Annotated in this window: 16 protein-coding genes; 4 read left to right on the forward strand and 12 right to left on the reverse strand. The window is 67.7% G+C overall.

Annotation, left to right across the window (positions count from 1 at the left end; translation table 11 throughout):
* Window positions 1-377: 377 nt before the first annotated feature.
* Both ABZ827_RS26075 and ABZ827_RS26080 read right to left on the reverse strand, forming a co-directional pair.
* Window positions 378-944 (reverse strand): NAD(P)H-dependent oxidoreductase, encoded by a 567-nt coding sequence (locus ABZ827_RS26075; protein ID WP_357241803.1) that lies wholly within the window; start codon window positions 942-944, stop codon window positions 378-380.
* An 89-nt stretch (window positions 945-1,033) separates the two neighbouring features.
* Window positions 1,034-1,843, reverse strand: coding sequence for an S-methyl-5'-thioadenosine phosphorylase (locus tag ABZ827_RS26080; RefSeq protein ID WP_357241806.1), 810 nt, complete (start codon window positions 1,841-1,843; stop codon window positions 1,034-1,036).
* A gap of 119 nt (window positions 1,844-1,962) precedes the next feature.
* On the opposite strand from ABZ827_RS26080, the gene ABZ827_RS26085 reads away from it, so the two are divergent.
* Window positions 1,963-2,304: a metal-sensitive transcriptional regulator gene (locus tag ABZ827_RS26085; RefSeq protein ID WP_357241809.1), complete on the forward strand. Its 342-nt coding sequence runs from the start codon at window positions 1,963-1,965 to the stop codon at window positions 2,302-2,304.
* Window positions 2,305-2,334: 30 nt separating this feature from the next.
* Here the strand turns inward: ABZ827_RS26085 and ABZ827_RS26090 are convergent, their stop codons facing one another.
* The 9 genes from ABZ827_RS26090 to infA all read right to left on the reverse strand — a co-directional run bounded on the left by ABZ827_RS26090 (window position 2,335) and on the right by infA (window position 8,299).
* Entirely contained in the window at window positions 2,335-3,162 is an 828-nt protein-coding gene (locus tag ABZ827_RS26090) for an LLM class F420-dependent oxidoreductase (RefSeq protein WP_357241812.1), read from the reverse strand.
* 351 nt (window positions 3,163-3,513) lie between these two features.
* On the reverse strand, window positions 3,514-4,335 hold the full coding sequence (gene truA / locus ABZ827_RS26095) for a tRNA pseudouridine(38-40) synthase TruA (protein WP_357242044.1): 822 nt from the start codon (window positions 4,333-4,335) through the stop codon (window positions 3,514-3,516).
* A 195-nt stretch (window positions 4,336-4,530) separates the two neighbouring features.
* Window positions 4,531-5,040: a 50S ribosomal protein L17 gene (rplQ, locus tag ABZ827_RS26100; protein ID WP_357241815.1), complete on the reverse strand. Its 510-nt coding sequence runs from the start codon at window positions 5,038-5,040 to the stop codon at window positions 4,531-4,533.
* Between the two features lie 50 nt (window positions 5,041-5,090).
* On the reverse strand, window positions 5,091-6,149 hold the full coding sequence (locus ABZ827_RS26105; RefSeq protein WP_033244293.1) for a DNA-directed RNA polymerase subunit alpha: 1,059 nt from the start codon (window positions 6,147-6,149) through the stop codon (window positions 5,091-5,093).
* Between the two features lie 96 nt (window positions 6,150-6,245).
* Window positions 6,246-6,851 carry a 30S ribosomal protein S4 gene (rpsD, locus tag ABZ827_RS26110; RefSeq protein WP_357241818.1) on the reverse strand — a complete coding sequence of 202 codons (606 nt, stop codon included), beginning with the start codon at window positions 6,849-6,851 and terminating at the stop codon, window positions 6,246-6,248.
* A gap of 22 nt (window positions 6,852-6,873) precedes the next feature.
* On the reverse strand, window positions 6,874-7,287 hold the full coding sequence (gene rpsK, locus ABZ827_RS26115) for a 30S ribosomal protein S11 (RefSeq protein WP_357241821.1): 414 nt from the start codon (window positions 7,285-7,287) through the stop codon (window positions 6,874-6,876).
* A 10-nt stretch (window positions 7,288-7,297) separates the two neighbouring features.
* Entirely contained in the window at window positions 7,298-7,669 is a 372-nt protein-coding gene (gene rpsM / locus ABZ827_RS26120; RefSeq protein WP_030522614.1) for a 30S ribosomal protein S13, read from the reverse strand.
* 189 nt (window positions 7,670-7,858) lie between these two features.
* On the reverse strand, window positions 7,859-7,972 hold the full coding sequence (gene rpmJ / locus ABZ827_RS26125; protein WP_025347279.1) for a 50S ribosomal protein L36: 114 nt from the start codon (window positions 7,970-7,972) through the stop codon (window positions 7,859-7,861).
* Between the two features lie 105 nt (window positions 7,973-8,077).
* Window positions 8,078-8,299: a translation initiation factor IF-1 gene (gene infA, locus ABZ827_RS26130; RefSeq protein ID WP_003418601.1), complete on the reverse strand. Its 222-nt coding sequence runs from the start codon at window positions 8,297-8,299 to the stop codon at window positions 8,078-8,080.
* A gap of 318 nt (window positions 8,300-8,617) precedes the next feature.
* Here infA and ABZ827_RS26135 point away from each other — a divergent pair, with 318 nt between their 5' ends.
* The gene (locus tag ABZ827_RS26135; RefSeq protein WP_357241823.1) at window positions 8,618-11,317 is read left to right on the forward strand and encodes an AAA family ATPase; all 2,700 of its coding nucleotides are present in this window, start codon (window positions 8,618-8,620) and stop codon (window positions 11,315-11,317) included.
* Window positions 11,318-11,375: 58 nt separating this feature from the next.
* Here the strand turns inward: ABZ827_RS26135 and ABZ827_RS26140 are convergent, their stop codons facing one another.
* A complete protein-coding gene (locus tag ABZ827_RS26140; RefSeq protein WP_357241826.1) occupies window positions 11,376-11,876 on the reverse strand; it encodes a DUF4254 domain-containing protein in 501 nt (166 codons plus the stop codon).
* Window positions 11,877-12,047: 171 nt separating this feature from the next.
* Here ABZ827_RS26140 and ABZ827_RS26145 point away from each other — a divergent pair, with 171 nt between their 5' ends.
* Window positions 12,048-12,854: a GntR family transcriptional regulator gene (locus ABZ827_RS26145; protein WP_357241829.1), complete on the forward strand. Its 807-nt coding sequence runs from the start codon at window positions 12,048-12,050 to the stop codon at window positions 12,852-12,854.
* A 3-nt stretch (window positions 12,855-12,857) separates the two neighbouring features.
* A complete protein-coding gene (locus ABZ827_RS26150) occupies window positions 12,858-13,472 on the forward strand; it encodes a GNAT family N-acetyltransferase (RefSeq protein ID WP_357241832.1) in 615 nt (204 codons plus the stop codon).
* Window positions 13,473-13,479: the final 7 nt, after the last annotated feature.

Genomic DNA, 13,479 nt, shown 5'->3' on the forward strand with positions numbered 1-13,479 from the left:
GGGGCCCCCTTGGTCTCGTTCTTCACTCCGCCGCTCCTCCGCTTCGCTCCCCCGCTCTGTCGCTCCAGAACGAGACGGGCCCCGAACCACCAAGGTGAGCCGGTCGCATGCGGGAAACGGGGTGGGGACGGATGTGGACAGACGGGGTAGGGGAAACAAGCGCGCCCCGGGGGGCGGCGGCGGGTTCAGTTATGGCGCTGGGTTCGGCGAGGTGTGTGGATGTTGCGGCGCGTACTGGATCAATCGCGCCCAGGGGCGGCGCCGAGGACGGCGGTCGGACTGCCCGCCTTGTCACCTTCGCGAACTGCCCGCTTCCCACCTTCACGGTCCAACCCACCTATTCACTTGGCGGCCGGCCCCGCCCTACAGCTCCGCGATCAGGCGGAGCCCGGGTAGGGATCGGCATTACGCGCCGTCGCAAGTGCCCGGCCCCACCAGGCCAGTTGAGTCAGCATGCGGTCCGCGGCGTCGACCGCGGCCCCGTCCGTCGTGTTCCCCGCCGCGTCGAACCGCTTGCGGGCACGATGGAAGCTCACCGATTCGCGGACCGACACCATATGGATCTCGGCCACCACCTGGCGCAGCTGTTCCACCGCCCGCAGGCCACCGGATAGGCCGCCGTAGGAGACGAATCCGATCGGTTTGGCCCGCCATTCGTGTTTGGCGCTGTCCAGTGCCGTTTTCAGGGAGGCCGGGTAGCCGTGGTTGTACTCCGAGGTCACCGCGACAAATGCGTCGGCGGCGGCCAGGCGCTGCCGGAACACTGCAGTCTCCGGAGTTTCGCTGAGGTCCGGTGGTAGCGGTATGTCCAGGAGGTCCATCACCCCGGTGTCGAATTCCGGCCGGTCAGCGGCGGTCCGGACGAACCAGTCCGCGACCACCGGCGCGAACCGTTCCGGCCGGATACTGGCGACGATCACCTCGAGTCGGAGCGGCGTGTCCACGGCACGAGCGTAGCGGCGCCCGGCGGCTCAGCACGAGCGGAGCGGCGCCCGGCGGCTCGGCATGAGCGGAGCGGTCCCGGCCGACCGGCTCATGGCAGTTCGAACGGCAGCGCGACCCCGGCGTGGACCCGGCAGTGCTCGCAGGTATCCGTCTCGGCGACCGCGGCGACGGCATTGTGCACAAGTTGTTTGAACGGGCCGATATTGCGTTCGAATTCGGCGAACACATCCGCTGCCCGCACCCCCTCGCCTTCGCTGAGGCCGGCGTCGAGGTCGGTGACCAGGGCGAGGGCGGCGTAACACATTTCCAGCTCACGGGCGAGGACGGCCTCGGGATAGCCGGTCATATTGACCAGGTCCCAGCCCTGTGCGGCATACCAGCGGCTCTCCGCCCGGGTGGAGAAACGCGGGCCCTGGATCACCGCCATGGTGCCGTGCGGTTGTACGTGCACCGCGCTGTCCGCGGATTTCACCGCGACCGCGCGCAGGTCGGGGCAGTACGGGTCGGCGAAGGAGACGTGGATTCCGCTGGCGTCGAAGTAGGTCTGCGCGCGGCCGGAAGTCCGGTCCACCAGTTGGTCCGGGATGACCACCGTGCCCGGCCCCCAATCGGGGCGGAGGCTGCCGACGGCGCACGGGGCGAAGATCCGCCGCACCCCGAGCGATCGTAGCGCCCACATATTCGCCTGATAGGGCACGGTATGCGGGGAGTATTCGTGCCGGCTGCCGTGGCGGGGCAGGAAGGCGACGGAACGACCTTCGACCTCGCCGACCGCGATCGGGGCGCTCGGATCGCCGTACGGTGTGCGTACCGCGACCGCGTCCACGGCGCCGTCGAAGAAGTCGTAGAATCCGCTACCGCCGATAACCGCCAGTTCGGGCCGATCGTGGGAAGTCATGGTATCGATTCTCGCGCGCCCAGCCTGCCGGCGCACAGCGGGCACCTGACAGGAACCGCCGGCGAATGTACCCTGTGGGGGTATTTACGGTCTTCCGACCGGTGCAGAGGAGACATTCGGTGACTTCCGACCCCACCCCAGCGAACCCCGCGTCCGGCGCGGCGGGCCATGAGCACGCCGGTCACGGGTACATCACCAGCAAGGACGACTATCTGAAACGGCTGCGCCGGATCGAGGGCCAGTCGCGGGGCCTGCAGCGGATGGTCGAGGAGGAGAAGTACTGCATCGATATCCTCACGCAGGTCTCCGCCATGACCAAGGCGCTGCAGGCTGTCGCGATGGGGCTGCTCGAGGACCATCTCAGCCACTGCGTGGTCGACGCCGCGGTCGCCGGCGGCCCGGAGGCCCAGGCCAAGATCAAGGAGGCGACGGACGCGATCGCGCGTCTCGTACGCTCCTGAAACTCCGCCGGTGCCGCCGGGCCCGTCGGCCTATGCGTTCTGGGTGAGCAGCGGCGCCAAGGCGCGCAGGGTTGCGAGGTAGTCCTCACCGAGCGCCTGCAGAGCCAGATGATCGGCGCCGGCCGCGATATGCCCGCGGACCTGCTCGGCGACCTGTTCGGCCGACCCGTGCACGGCGAGCACGTCGAGCAGGCGATCGCTACCCGGCTTCGCGATATCGTCGTCGGTGTAGCCCAGCCGGCGGAGGTTGGTGGTGTAGTTCCGCAGCCCCAGATACATCTCGACCACCTCGCGACCGGTGGCGCGGGCACGTTCCGGGTCGGTATCGACAACCAGTTTCTGCTCTGGAACCAGGAGTGCGTCGCCGACAGTCTTGCGTGCCGTCGCCGTGTGCTCCGGGGTGGTGAGGTAGGGCAACGCGCCCGCAGTGCGGTCCGCGGCCAATTTCAGCACTTTGGGGCCGAGGGCGGCGAGCATCCGACCGGATACCGGGACCTTCGCGGCGTCCAGTTCGTCGAGGTACTCGCCCAGCGCCTCGTACGGCGAGCGGTACGGTTTGTTCGCTTCGGGGTGACCGGCACCGATACCGAGAACGAATCGACCCGGGAACCGCTGCTCGATCCGGTGGTAGGACTCGGCGATCTCACCGGCCGGTGCCGTCCAGATGTTGACGATGCTGGTCCCCACCTTCAAGGTTTCGGTGGCCGCCAGCAGATCCTCCACGACCGGGAGGTCGGGAGTGGGGGAACCGCCCAGCCAGAGCGCCCCGTAACCGAGACCTTCCAGCTCAGCGGCTGCTTCCGGAGTGAACAACTTGTAGTAACGCCATACGCCGTAACGCCCGAGATCAATAGTCATAGCTACTTCAACCCCTGTCGCCCGTCGGACAATTCCGCCACCGACCCTATCGCCGCGTCACCACCACGTACGGGACCCCGCGCCCACATTCCAGCAGCGGCAGCCTCGACGGGTCATCGAAACCCTCTGCGGCAGGGCGGTATTCCTATGCGGACGGCAGGAACGCGGCTGAGGTACGCAAAGAACCGGCCGGAACGAAGGGCCGGAGATCTGCTGGTCAGAGCGGAAACGGCGTCCCACGGGTTGTCCTGCGAGGTACTCGCCGCCGCCGCTGCGGCAGTGCGGAGCAGGGCCGTACGTGCGGAAGTACGGACAGAGCGCACAGCCGCTGCGGAGGCGGGGGACGCCTGTTCACCCCCCGCAGCACCCGCCGGAGCCTATCGACCGAGTCTCCCGGGTCTGCGCGTTGCGAGCGGCCAGTTCGGATTCCGCCGGATAGTCGACCGCGACCAGGCTGAGCCCGTGTGCCGGCGCCACCGTGACCGCGCTCGAACGCTGCCGTTCGCCGAGCAGCCCGGCCACCCATTCCGGCGTGCGCCGACCCTCCCCCACCGCGAGCACCGCGCCCACCAGGCTGCGCACCATCGACCAGCAGAATGCGTCCGCGCTCACGTAGGCGTCGAGCCGGTCGCCCTCGCGCACCCAGTCGTAGCGCTGCAACTCCCGGATGGTGGTCGCCCCCTCACGACGCCGGCAGAAGGCGGCGAAATCGTGCAACCCGAGCAACGCGTGCGACGCGGCCCGCATGGCCTCGAGATCGACCGGCCGGCACCCCACCACGCTGCGCGCGGACAGCGGGTCCGCACCATACGGCGCGGTAGTCAGGCGGTAGACGTAGTGGCGGCGAATCGCGGAGAACCGTGCGTCGAATTCGGCTGGGACCGTGCGGATTCCGGTGATCCGGACATCCTTGGGCAGGAATTTCGCCATCCGGTGGACCAGTTTGCCCGCGTCGAGCTCGGCCGCGGTATCGAAATGCGCGACCTGCCCTTCGGCGTGTACCCCGGCATCGGTGCGCCCCGCCACCGTCAGCTGGACGGGCCCCCGCAAAACCTTGCCCAGCGATTCCTCCAGCACGCCCTGAACGGTCCGCAGACCGGGCTGGCGCGCCCAGCCCACGAAATCGGTGCCGTCGTAGGAGATATCCAGCCGCCACCGCCGCCCGATCGGCACCGCCCCGGGTTCCCCTGCCGACCCCGCCGGTGCGGTATCCGGGGATTCCCCCGAACGGGACCCTGTCACGGGTTCCGGGTCGTTTTCGCTCACCAGACCATCCTCCGGATACGGGACGAGCCCGCACACCCGTAACGGGCGGCGGGCTCGTCGACGAACCCCGGAGGCATAGGGAACGCGTCCGGGGCAGACGAATTACGCCTTGTCGTCGGCCTTTTCCTCGGCCGCGGCTTCCTCGGCCGGAGCCTCGGCAGCTTCTTCGGCCTCGGTTTCGGCCTCGGGGGCCTTCTCCTCGACCTTCTGAGAGGCGGCGACCCGGCGAGCGCGATCGGCCTCGTTGGTCACGGTCTGTTCCCGGACCAGCTCGATGATCGCCATCGGGGCGTTGTCGCCCTTACGCGGCAGGGTCTTGATGATCCGGGTGTAGCCGCCGCTGCGGCCCTCGAACGACGGGCCGATCTCCGCGAAGAGATCGTGCACGACGTCCTTGTTCCGGATCACCTTGAGCACCTCGCGGCGGTCGGCCAGCGTACCGGCCTTGGCCTTGGTGACCAGTTTCTCGGCGTAGGGGCGCAGCGCCTTGGCCTTGGCCTCGGTGGTCGTGATCCGACCGTGCTCGAAGAGCGCCGTGGCCAGATTGGCGAAGATCGCCTTCTGGTGCGACGCCGACCCGCCGAAGCGAGCACCCTTCTTGGGCTTGGGCATTGTGGGTTCTCCTTGGTAAAGACCGTTGCGGGGCGCCCGCCCCGAGCGGCCTAGAGCTGTTCGGTTTCGGCGTAGTCCTGCTCGCCGCCGTTGTCGTCACTGAAAGTGCCGCTGTCGGACCAGGTGCCGGTGGCCGCGTCGTAGCCGACCACGCTGGACGGGTCGAAGGACGCCGGGCTGTCCTTGAGCGAGAGGCCCAGCGCGTGCAGCTTGACCTTGACCTCGTCGATGGACTTCTGGCCGAAGTTGCGGATATCCAGCAGATCCGATTCGGTACGCGCCACCAGCTCGCCGACGGTGTGCACACCCTCGCGCTTCAGGCAGTTGTAGGAGCGGACCGTGAGGTCCAGATCCTCGATCGGCAGCCCGAAGGAGGCGATGTGATCCGCCTCGGCCGGGGAGGGGCCGATCTCGATACCTTCGGCTTCGACGTTCAGTTCACGGGCCAGGCCGAACAGTTCGACCAGGGTCTTGCCCGCCGAGGCGAGCGCGTCCCGCGCGCTGATGGAGTTCTTGGTCTCCACGTCGAGGATGAGCCGGTCGAAGTCGGTGCGCTGCTCGACACGGGTGGCCTCGACCTTGTAGGTCACCTTGAGCACCGGCGAGTAGATCGAATCCACCGGGATCCGGCCGATTTCCGCACCGGTCGCCTTGTTCTGCACCGCCGGGACATAGCCGCGACCACGTTCGACGACCAGCTCGATCTCGAGCTTGCCCTTGTCGTTCAGGGTGGCGATATGCATATCCGGGTTGTGCACGACCACACCCGACGGCGGCACGATGTCATCGGCGGTGACGGTCCCCGGGCCCTGCTTGCGCAGGTACATGGTGACCGGCTCGTCCTCCTCCGAGGACACGACCAGGCCCTTGAGGTTCAGGATGATATCGGTGACATCTTCCTTCACCCCGGGGACGGTGGTGAACTCGTGCAGAACACCGTCGATGCGAATGCTGGTCACCGCGGCCCCCGGGATCGAGGACAGCAGCGTGCGCCGCAGCGAGTTACCGAGGGTGTAACCGAAACCCGGCTCGAGCGGTTCGATCGTGAACTTCGACCGGTTGTCGGCGATGACCTCTTCGGTGAGGGTCGGACGCTGGGAAATCAGCATGGGATCAATCCTCCTGTGTTGGGCGCCCGCTATTTGACGCCTCGTTCAGTGGTGTGCGGGCCATCCTCGCGACGGCCCGCACCAGCGGCGCAACTGTTACTTCGAGTAGTACTCGACGATCAGCTGTTCCTGCAGTGGCACATCGATCTGCGCGCGTTCCGGCAGCGAGTGCACCAGGATGCGCAGCCGGCCCGGGATGACCTGCAGCCAGCCCGGTACGGGGCGATCGCCCTGGGTTTCCCGCGCCACCTCGAACGGCAGCGTGTTCCGCGACTTCTCCTTGACATCGATGATGTCGTACTGGGTCACCTGGAACGAAGGAACGTTCACCTTCTTGTTGTTCACCAGGAAGTGGCCGTGGCTCACCAGCTGGCGGGCCTGGCGGCGGGTACGGGCCAGACCGGCCCGGTACACGACGTTGTCCAGCCGGGTCTCCAGCAGGCGCAGCAGGTTGTCACCCGTTTTGCCCTTGAGCCGGTTGGCCTCTTCGTAGTAGCGGCGGAACTGCTTTTCCATAACGCCGTAGGAGAATCGGGCCTTCTGCTTCTCCTGGAGCTGGAGCAGGTACTCGCTCTCCTTGATCCGCGCGCGGCCGTGCTGGCCGGGCGGGTAGGGGCGACGCTCGAAAGCCTGGTCACCGCCTACCAGGTCGACGCGCAGGCGACGCGATTTGCGGGTGATGGGTCCGGTGTAACGGGCCATTGTGCTCTACCTTCCTTCCCGCTTAGACGCGACGCCGCTTGGGCGGACGGCAACCGTTGTGCGGCTGCGGAGTGACATCGGAGATCGTGCCGACCTCCAGGCCGGCGGCCTGGAGGGAACGAATCGCGGTCTCGCGGCCGGACCCGGGGCCCTTGACGAAGACATCGACCTTCTTGACGCCGTTCTCCTGCGCCTTGCGGGCCGCGTTCTCGGCGGCCAGCTGCGCGGCGAACGGGGTCGACTTGCGCGAACCCTTGAACCCGACGTGGCCGGAGGACGCCCAGGAGATGACGTTGCCCGTGGGGTCGGTGATGGACACGATCGTGTTGTTGAACGTGCTCTTGATATGCGCGTGGCCGTGCGGAACGTTCTTCTTTTCCCTGCGGCGCGACTTCTGGCTCTTCTTCGGACCGGAGGTCCGGGACTTCGGAGGCATCTGTTATCCCCTACTTCTTCTTGCCGGCGACGGTGCGCTTCGGGCCCTTGCGGGTGCGCGCGTTGGTCTTGGTGCGCTGGCCGTGGACAGGGAGGCCACGACGGTGGCGCAGACCCTGGTAGCAGCCGATCTCGATCTTGCGACGGATATCGGCCTGGACCTCACGGCGGAGATCACCTTCGACCTTGAGGGACGAGCCCTCGATGTAGTCACGCAGCTGCGTGACCTGCTCATCGGTGAGATCCTTGGAGCGCAGATCCGGGCTGACGCCCGTCGCGGCCAAGATCTCCTTGGAGCGGGTACGACCGACGCCGTAGATGTAGGTCAGTGCGATCTCCATGCGCTTCTCGCGCGGGAGATCGACGCCCATGAGACGTGCCATCTGGCAGTTCCTTCACTGTTGCGGAGGTCTGCTCCCTGTCCGTCCCCTCGTCTGGTGGGGCCCCGGCCTCCGTACCGGGGGTAGGCACGCACACCCTCCGGGTGAAACCCGGAAAAATCCTCAGTGTGCGGCTGGCGCTGGGAGTTCTTCTTGTGCCAATCCGAACTACGTTCGGTGCTCGGCGCGGTGTCAGCCCTGCCGCTGCTTGTGCCGCAGGTTGTCGCAGATCACCATGACCCGGCCGTTACGCCGGATCACCTTGCACTTCTCGCAGATCTTCTTGACGCTCGGCTGAACCTTCACGTCCGTCCAATCTTTCGTTGCGGTCCACACCTGGGTGTGAACACAGTTGACCCCGGTCGGGCACGACCGGGGAAATCTCGGATGAGCGAGCGGTGGCTCACTCGTTCACTTGTATCGGTAGACGATCCGACCGCGGGACAGGTCGTACGGTGACAGCTCGACGACGACCCGGTCCTCCGGCAGGATACGGATGTAGTGCTGCCGCATCTTGCCGCTGATATGCGCGAGGACCTTGTGCCCGTTCTCGAGCTCGATCCGGAACATCGCATTGGGCAATGGCTCGACAACCCGCCCCTCGACCTCGATGGCCCCGTCTTTCTTCGCCATATCCTCCGCGATCCCGGTTACACTCAACCTGGTCTGATTACCTGGTACTGCCCGATGTACCGGCCGGAACACCTCAGTGCCCACCACGGAACGGCTCACACCGCACACCGCGGATAACCACAACCGATCGCACACGAACAGGCGGCGCTTTGATACACCGCCTGGTCAGCTTACCGGTAGGTATGCAATCGGGCAAAAAGGGGTACACCACGGCTGCGTCACAGGTCCCGCGAGGTGACTCCCCGGCGCGGAGTGGAACGGGACTTGTCGCGTAAACTGACCGGTGTCCGAGGGTCGACCATTCCAGGAGGGGAACCGGTGAGCCGGAGCAACGACGGCCTCCCCATGCTGCCGCCATGGCTGGCCGATACCGAGGTCACCGGGGTCGGGCAGACGAATTTCCGCAACTACGAGCCGCCGCCGGTCGAGAACCTCCCGCAGGACCAGGTCATCCCGGAAGCCCCCGAGCCGCCCAACGGCTACTTCAACCGCCGTGGACGCGGGGACGAGCATGCCGAGTCGGACGGGGAGAAGAAAAAGGGCAAGGGCTGGTTCCGGAACAAGAACAAGGAAGAGCCCTCCCTCGAGGACCGCGTCGGGGAACTACTGCCCAGCAGCAACGGTCCACGGCCGTCGCAGCGCAACAACTGGGCCGAGGGAACCTCGCAGTGGTCGACCCAGCCCGCCCCGCAGCCGCCGGGCGATCCCCGGGCCGCCGAGCAGCCCCGGCAACCCGACCCCGTCGCGAACCCGGACCCCTTCCAGCATCAGCCCGCCCGGGGCGACGCACCCGAACAGTTCCCGCAGGCAGGACCGCCGGGTGTCCCGGCCCCGCCGAATCAGGCGCCCGCCACGCACGCTCCGGACGGCCGGCCACAGTGGGGGCCCGGTCAGCAGGGCCCACAGTGGGGCCCGCCACCCGATGCTCAGCAGGCGGGGCCGGGCACCGGTCTGCCGCCGGCGCCACCCCGTACACAGCAGTTCCCTCCGCCCACCCAGCAGGCCGGCGCCCCCGCACCGCCGCAGCATCCCGGCCCGGGTATGCCGACCGCCCATCCCGAGGGCCCGGGTTTCGGCGAATCCGGCGGCGCCGCGCAGGGCATGCCCCCGGCACCGGAACAGCCCAGCCTGCCGGTACGCCACCCGAGCGAACCGGCCGCCGAGTTCGACCGGCTCCGGCCGCATCATCCGATCCCGCCGCAGCCCGGCTCGGCGGACGATTCCGCCGCCGGCCCGGCGAGCGGGTCGAACCCGGCCGCGAATCCGTCCACCGGCGGCGAGCCTGCCTTCGTACCCCCTCCTCCGCCGCTCCCCGATGCGCCGACCGGTATCGCACCCGACGCCGGCCCGGCGGAGCAGCAGCCGCTGCGGCGCCTGCCCGATCTGCCGCCTCCGCCGGGAGAAGAACCGGCGCGTGCGGATACGCGTGCCGAGTCCCCAGCGGTCTCGGCGGAGCCGGTGGACACCCCAGATGCCGAACAGCCGGACCCTCGGCAGCGGCGTGATTCGATGGACGACGAGCCGGCCGCGCACGGCAGCGGCGCGCACCCGGTCGCCGATCATCCCGACCAGCCGGGTCCCGCCGCCGGTAGTTCGGCGGCATCGGACAGCGGGTCGTGGACCGGAAACTCGGATCCGTCCGACAGGAACCAGGCCCCGTCCGAGCAAGGGTTCTCAACCCCCGGCACCTCCCCCGCGTCCGGCCGGCCGGCCAGTACCCCCGGCCATCCGGTGGCTCCCGCGCCGCCCGACGGCGGCGCACCGCAGTGGCGCGCGCCCGAGAGCCCACCGCCACAGAACGCGCCCGGACCGCCACGCGCGCCGGAACAGCCGACGACCTGGCAAGCCGGTCCTCAGGATCCCGGCCCGGCGCCCACGCCTCCGCCGCACAGCGGTCCACCGGCCGGCTATCACGCCCCCGGGCCGAATCAGCAGCCGAATCAGCCACCCGGCCAGCAGTGGCAGAACCAGGCACCGCCCGCGAATCCGGCGCCGCCTCAGCACGGCGGCCCCGGGCCCGCCGCGTGGCAGCAGCAGGGCCCGCAGGGTGGACAACAGCAGTTTCCCCAGCAGTACGGGGGGCCGGGCGGGCCTTCCCTGGACGATGTCGCGGTGCGGCGCGCGAAGAAACCCGCCGGCAGCGGCTGGCGCAAGGTGGTGCATCACGCGTCCGGCGGGAAGATCAACCCCGGAATGTCCGCCGAAGAACGCCGGATGCTCGAGTTGGTGGCGCGGATCCGCCAGCCGGTTCGCGGGGACTACCGCATCGCGGTGCTCTCCCTGAAAGGTGGTGTCGGTAAGACCACCACCACCATCGGCCTGGGATCGACCTTCGCCTCCATCCGCGGCGACCGGGTCATCGCGGTGGACGCCAACCCCGACTTCGGCACGCTCTCGCAACGGGTGCCGTTGCAAACTCGGTCCACGGTGCGCGATCTGCTGCTCGACCCGGCGATCCAGCGGTATTCGGATGTGCGTCGGCATACTTCGCAGGCGACCAGCCGGCTGGAGGTTCTGGCCAGCGAACGGGATCCGGCCGCGTCCGAGGCATTCAACGAGGGCGAGTACCGCGCGGTGGCCCGGATCCTGCAGCGTTTCTACAACATCATCCTCACCGACTGCGGTACCGGCCTGATGCATTCGGCGATGGGCGGTGTTCTACAGCTGGCGCATTCGCTGGTGCTGATCTCCCCGACCGCCATCGACGGCGCGCAGAGCGCGTCGGCCACACTGGACTGGTTGTCGCTGCACGGCTATCACCATCTGGTGCAGAACGCCGTCGTGGTGATCAATTCACCCCGCGACGGCACCCCGAATATCGATGTCCAGCAGCTGCGGCAGTACTTCCTGTCCCGCTGCCGGGCCGTGCACATGATTCCGTTCGACCCGCATATGTCGGAAGGCGCGGAGATCGACCTGCCACGCTTGAAGAAGGAAACCAAGCGCGCGTATGTGGAACTGGCGGCGACCGTGGCCGACGATTTCACCCAGAGCTACCGAATGCCGCAGGGCGGCTGAAGCCATCCCGCGGCGCGAACCCGCGCGGCCGGCCGGACAACCGGCCGGCGCGGCGGGCTCACCACTCGGGCAGCCGACGCCTTCCGGCCACGATATCGCCCACCAGCGCGTCGTAGGCGTCGGCGAGTTCGGCCAGGTGATGCCAGGCGCCGTGCAGTAGGTCGTCATCGGCGTCCAGGGTCATCAGCGCGTGGTGCGCCCGGACCGCCGATTCCGCCAGCCGATCGATGATCGCGCCGACGGTCTCGGTATGCAGGGTGACGCCGAGCCGATGCTGCGGGACATTGCGTCCCACCCAATCGTCGATCGCCAGTACCAATTCCATCCGGCGCCTGTCGATCTCGACCAGACGGTCGGGGTCGGTGACGATCGACCCCCCGCGCCCCACCAGTCTGCGCTCGTGGAGTACGGCGAGATCGCGGGCATACCAGAGGAGCTGCCCACCGACCACCCGGTGCCCGCGCGCGGCGCGCACCAGTAGGTCAGAGTTGGGCAGCGGACCGGCAGTCCCGTTCCGCGCCAATGGATCAGCGCCGCGCTGGGCGCTGGGAAGAGCCATTACGACTGTTGTATCCGAACCTGTCACGGTTGCCTCGCCGTTCATCGCCGCACAACACCGGGTCAGTACGTTCATTACAATAAACCGCGAAAGCGTACTGTCAAGCGATACAGACCACCCCGGACACGAAAAGCGTACACTTCGTTACCTGGAGACCACCCGAGGAGCACGATGGCGGACGGTCCGACGTATCGACGGATCGCGGACCACCTCCGCGAGGAAATTCGAGCAGGCACGTGGGGGCCCGGGGACCGCCTGCCCAGCCACACGGAACTTGCCGAGCAGATGCAGGTTTCGCTCACCACCGCACGTAATGCGATACAGGTCCTGGTCACCGAGAATCTTGTCTATACCGCCACTTCCAGAGGCACGATCGTGCGCAACAGAGAAGTGCTGGAATCCCTGGTCACCGACCATATCCGCCCGGATCGGCCGCGCGCGACCCACGATATCTTCGAAGAGATCGCGCGCGCCGCGGGTCGCGCGCCGACCAAGGAATTCAGCGCCCGGATGGAGCCCGCGGGTCAGACGATCGCGCATCTGCTGGGGGTGCCGGTGGATTCGTGGGTTCTCGCCCGCACCGTCGTCCAGTACTTGGACAACGAGCCGTGGTCGTGGGAGGTGACCTTCTATCCGCGAGATCTGGCAGAGGCCACGGGTATCGATTCGCCTCACGATATCGCGGAGGGAACGACAAGGCGCCTTGCCGACCGGGGGTACGGCGAAACCGCGCACCGCGATACCATCGTCGCCCGGCCGGCCAGCGCCGAGGAAGCCTCGGTACTCGGCGTCGCCAGTGGCACGGTACTGCTGGACCATCTGCGAATCGGCGCCAACCACGACCGGGTCACCCGCGTCACCCGGCACCGGTCCATCGCCACCAGCAATCGACTGGCCTACGAACTCGGTGACGCCCCCGGCACCACGGTAATTCGTGGCGCGCTGGAACAGACCGATCGGTCCGAGATATGGTTCTAGCCCATGACCGTGCAGATTCGGCCGGCCGCCCTCGATGATCTGAACCTGATCTGTCGCTTGCGGCAACAACGCGCCTCATGGCTAGCAGCCCGCGGATCCGATCAATGGTCCGCCGAGGCATCCGGGTTACCGATCGACTTCTTCGCTCGTGTGGTCGACCGGGCCATGGCGGCCGGGGAAACCTGGATCGCCGAGGTACACGGCGAACCTGCCGGGACGATAACGGTCAATGATCGCGCCGATACACAATTGTGGACCGAGGCCGAACTCGCGGATTCGCTGATCGTGCACTACCTCATCGTGGATCTGCGTTACGCGGGGCAGGGCGTCGGGCGGCGGCTGCTCGCCCATGCCGCCGCACTCACCCAGACCCGCGGACGCAACTGGGTGCGACTCGACGCCTGGACCAGCAATACCGACCTGCACACCTACTACCGGCGCGCCGGGTTCCGATTGGCCAGGGTCGCCGGGCCGGACCGTCCGAGCCCGTCGTGTGCCCTCTTCGAACGGCATATCGACGACTGGCTCATGGACGAGAGCTTCATCGACTCCCGGACCGACATCTTCCCGATGACACCGCTGGGCCACTATCCGACCGTTTCGCCGGCCTTCGGCTGAACACATG

Source organism: Nocardia sp. NPDC019395 (assembly GCF_040632335.1).
In the GTDB taxonomy this organism is placed as follows: Bacteria; Actinomycetota; Actinomycetes; order Mycobacteriales; family Mycobacteriaceae; genus Nocardia.